The sequence below is a fragment of the Prosthecobacter sp. genome (assembly GCF_020439865.1).
Taxonomy (GTDB): Bacteria; Verrucomicrobiota; Verrucomicrobiia; order Verrucomicrobiales; family Verrucomicrobiaceae; genus Prosthecobacter.
Window position 1 is genome coordinate 1 of sequence record NZ_JAGRPF010000008.1, and the last position, 3,142, is coordinate 3,142.

Here is a 3,142-nt window from a genome sequence, read left to right on the forward strand (position 1 = left end):
CGATTCTCCGGATCGGCGACGGTGCGCGGTGATTTCGCCTCGGCGGCGAGCTGGTAGGTGCGGCTGAGCACCATCTCGCGGATCAGCGTCTTGAACGAACCGCCACTGGCGCGGAATTTCGCGGCGAGGTGATCGAGCAGCACGGGATGCGTCGGCTTCTCGCCTTGAACGCCGAAGTTGTCCACGGTGCTGACGATGCCGCGTCCGAAAAGCTGCGCCCACAGGCGGTTGACGATCACACGATCGAGCAGCGCATTCTCCTCGCTCGTCATCCACGAGGCGAGCTGCAAGCGACCGCTGGATCCGGGTGCGATCTTCGGCGGAGCGCCGCGAAACAGCACGCTGGGGTAGGTGCGCGCGATTTTCGGACCCAGCTGGCCAACCTCGCCGCGCACACGCAGATGAATGTCGCCGGCGTCGCGTGCATCACGCGGTGCCATCGCCAGGTCGGCGTCTTTGAGCTCGTTGATCTGCTTGCCCAGCTCCTTGGTCAGATCCTCGCTTTGCATCGTCAGCAGCGGATCGCCGGTGCCTTTGCCATTGACCATCGCGAGCGCGGTGGCTTCGCGTTCGATGTCGCGCTCGGAGATGAACTGCACGGCATCGACGATGACGTAGTCCTTCGTGCCTTCGGTGCGGACGATCACGTTCACGCGTCCGCCTTTTTCAAAATGAAAGCGGCCGATGGGTTCGAACAAGCCGCCGATGCTCGGTTTCTTCGTCTGATCAAAGACGATCTCATGCACGCCGTCGAAGGCCTCGACGGTGATCGGCACGTGCTTGTCGCAGTTCGTTTTGGCCGGATACGCGAGGCGCACTTCATACACGCCGTTCTCCGGAAGGGTGCCGCGAAACACGGCCTGCTTTTCGCCTTTGCCCTTCTTGTCGTCGTGAATGTAGAAGTCGCCGAAGCGGTTCTTCGAAAGGCTCGACTGCTTCCAGTCGCCGACGAGCTCCGCATCCGCCTCATCGCAGATCACGCCGGCCAGCGGCAGCTTTTCGAGCGACATCTTGCCGCCGACCTTCCTCATGAAGTCGCGTTCCACTTTCAATCGCATCGCGAGTTCGAGGCGTTCCACTTTGTGCACGAGATCGGACATCGCAGGCTCGGGCTGCGGCAGCGCCTGCTCTACCCAGCTCGCCACGTTCACGCAGCCGTTGCGCGTGCCCATGACGACCTCCGTGGAGCGGAAGAAACCGGCGAGCGCATAGTAGTCCTGCTGGCTGAAGGGATCGAACTTGTGATCGTGGCAACGTGCGCAGCCGATGGTGAGACCGAGGAAGGCGCGGCCGATCGTGTCGATCTGCTCGTCCGCCGTGTCGAGATGCAGCTTCTCCTTGTCGCGCTCCGTGAGCATCTTCGGCCCGAGCGCGAGGAAGGTGGAGGCGATCATCTGGCTGCGACGCTGATCGGACGTCTTCGCCGGCATCAAATCGCCCGCGATCTGCTCGCGAATGAACTGGTAGAATGACTTGTCGTGATTGAAGGCGTCGATGACGTAGTTCCGATAACGCCAGGCCTGATAGAAGGTGTAGTTGCGGTCGCCGCCGTTCGAGTCCGCGTAGCGCACGAGATCCAGCCAGTGGCGTCCCCATTTTTCGCCGAATTGGGGGCTGTTGATGAGCTTGTCCACGTAGGCCGACACGTCGGACTTGTCGGACAGGTCCGACGACGGCGGCAAACCCGTGAGATCATAACTGAGCCGACGCATCAGCGTGCGCCGATCGGCATCGGCGGCAGGCGTGAGGCCCTTGGCTTCGAGTTCCGCGAGGATGAAGGCGTCGAGATCTTTGCGCGGCCAGTCCTTCTGCTTCACGGCGGGCAACGGCGTGTTTTGCAACGGACGAAAAGCCCAGCCCTGGCGTGCGGTCTCGAAGTCGATCGTCTTTTTCTTCACCACCTCTCCCAGCGCCTCATTGCGCGGATCCGGAGCGCCCATCGAGATCCATTGCTCCAGAATGCGGATGTCCTGCGGCGACAGCTTGGACTTCGGCGGCATCTGCAGCTTGTCATCCTGATAGCTGACGCTGTGCATCAGCAGGCTGTTGCCCGGGTTGCCGGGAATCAGCGCCGCGCCCGCATCACCGCCGATCTGCCAGCCTTCTTTGCGATCCAACAGCAGCCCGCCCTTTCGTTTGCCGGATTCCTGCGAGTGACACTCGTAGCAATGCTTCACCAGCAGCGGCCGCACTTTGCTCTCAAAAAACGCCACGCCATCCGCCGCCGATGCACCGGCGGCCGCGAAGGACGTGAGGAGTGAGAAGGTGACTGCGTGACGCACGGGGAAAGAAGACAGAAACGGAGGGCTTTTGGACAAGAAAAGATCGGTTCGGGGAATCCTCCTCTTTCCGCAACTCCGTTTCTTCTACCAGTCGGCAGACTAATCGCTTCAACAGTTGATCGCTCATCGAACGGGCATTTGCGCGTGCGTTCCGCGCCGCCTGTCAAGGCAAGTCCACCGCATGGCGCTTCGTATGACTGCCATGCCGCGACTCCTTTTCTCCGCCATCTTCACCTTTGCTTCAATTGTCAGCCTGACTGCGGCGGAACTGCGGATCGCGACTTTCAAGGCGGATGCCACGCCGCCGCTCGGATCACCGCTGTGCAATGGCGCGGTGAAGCCGGTGAAGGAGATTGTCACACCGCTGACCGCACGCGGCGTGGTGCTGCTGGGCGCGGGCGATCCCATCGTGCTCTGTGCGTTCGACTGGGTGGGCATCGGCAACGAAGGCCATGACGCCTATCGCGAGACGCTCGCGAAGGCCGCCGGCACGTCCATGGATCGTGTGACCGTGCACACGCTGCACCAGCACGACGCACCGGGCAGTGATCTGGCCACGGAGCGCCTGCTCGCGGAGCATGGCCTTGGCGGCAAGTTTTCCAATGCGGAGCTCGATCGTGAAGTGATGCAGCGGCTCACGGCCGCCGTGCAGGACTCGCTCCCCAAGGCGCAGACCGTGACGCAGATCGGACTGGGCGCGGGCAAGGTGGAGCACGTTGCCTCCAATCGCCGCATCCTCGGGCCGCTGGGCAAGGTCATTCTGCAACGCCAAAGCTCCGGCGGCAAAAATCCCGCCGCGCGTGAAGCGCCGGAAGGAACGATCGATCCGCTGGTTCGGCTCATCTCGTTTTGGAACGGCG

General features: G+C 62.4%; 1 protein-coding gene and 1 pseudogene. One reads left to right on the plus strand and one right to left on the minus strand.

Translation table 11 applies throughout. The features are described 5' to 3' along the window. A partial coding sequence (locus KDL09_RS00565) for a DUF1549 domain-containing protein (RefSeq protein ID WP_294380243.1) occupies window positions 1-2,282 on the minus strand: 2,282 nt, incomplete at its 3' end. A gap of 202 nt (window positions 2,283-2,484) precedes the next feature. On the opposite strand from KDL09_RS00565, the pseudogene KDL09_RS00570 reads away from it, so the two are divergent. Next, window positions 2,485-3,142: pseudogene (locus KDL09_RS00570) on the plus strand (hypothetical protein); the annotation flags it as partial.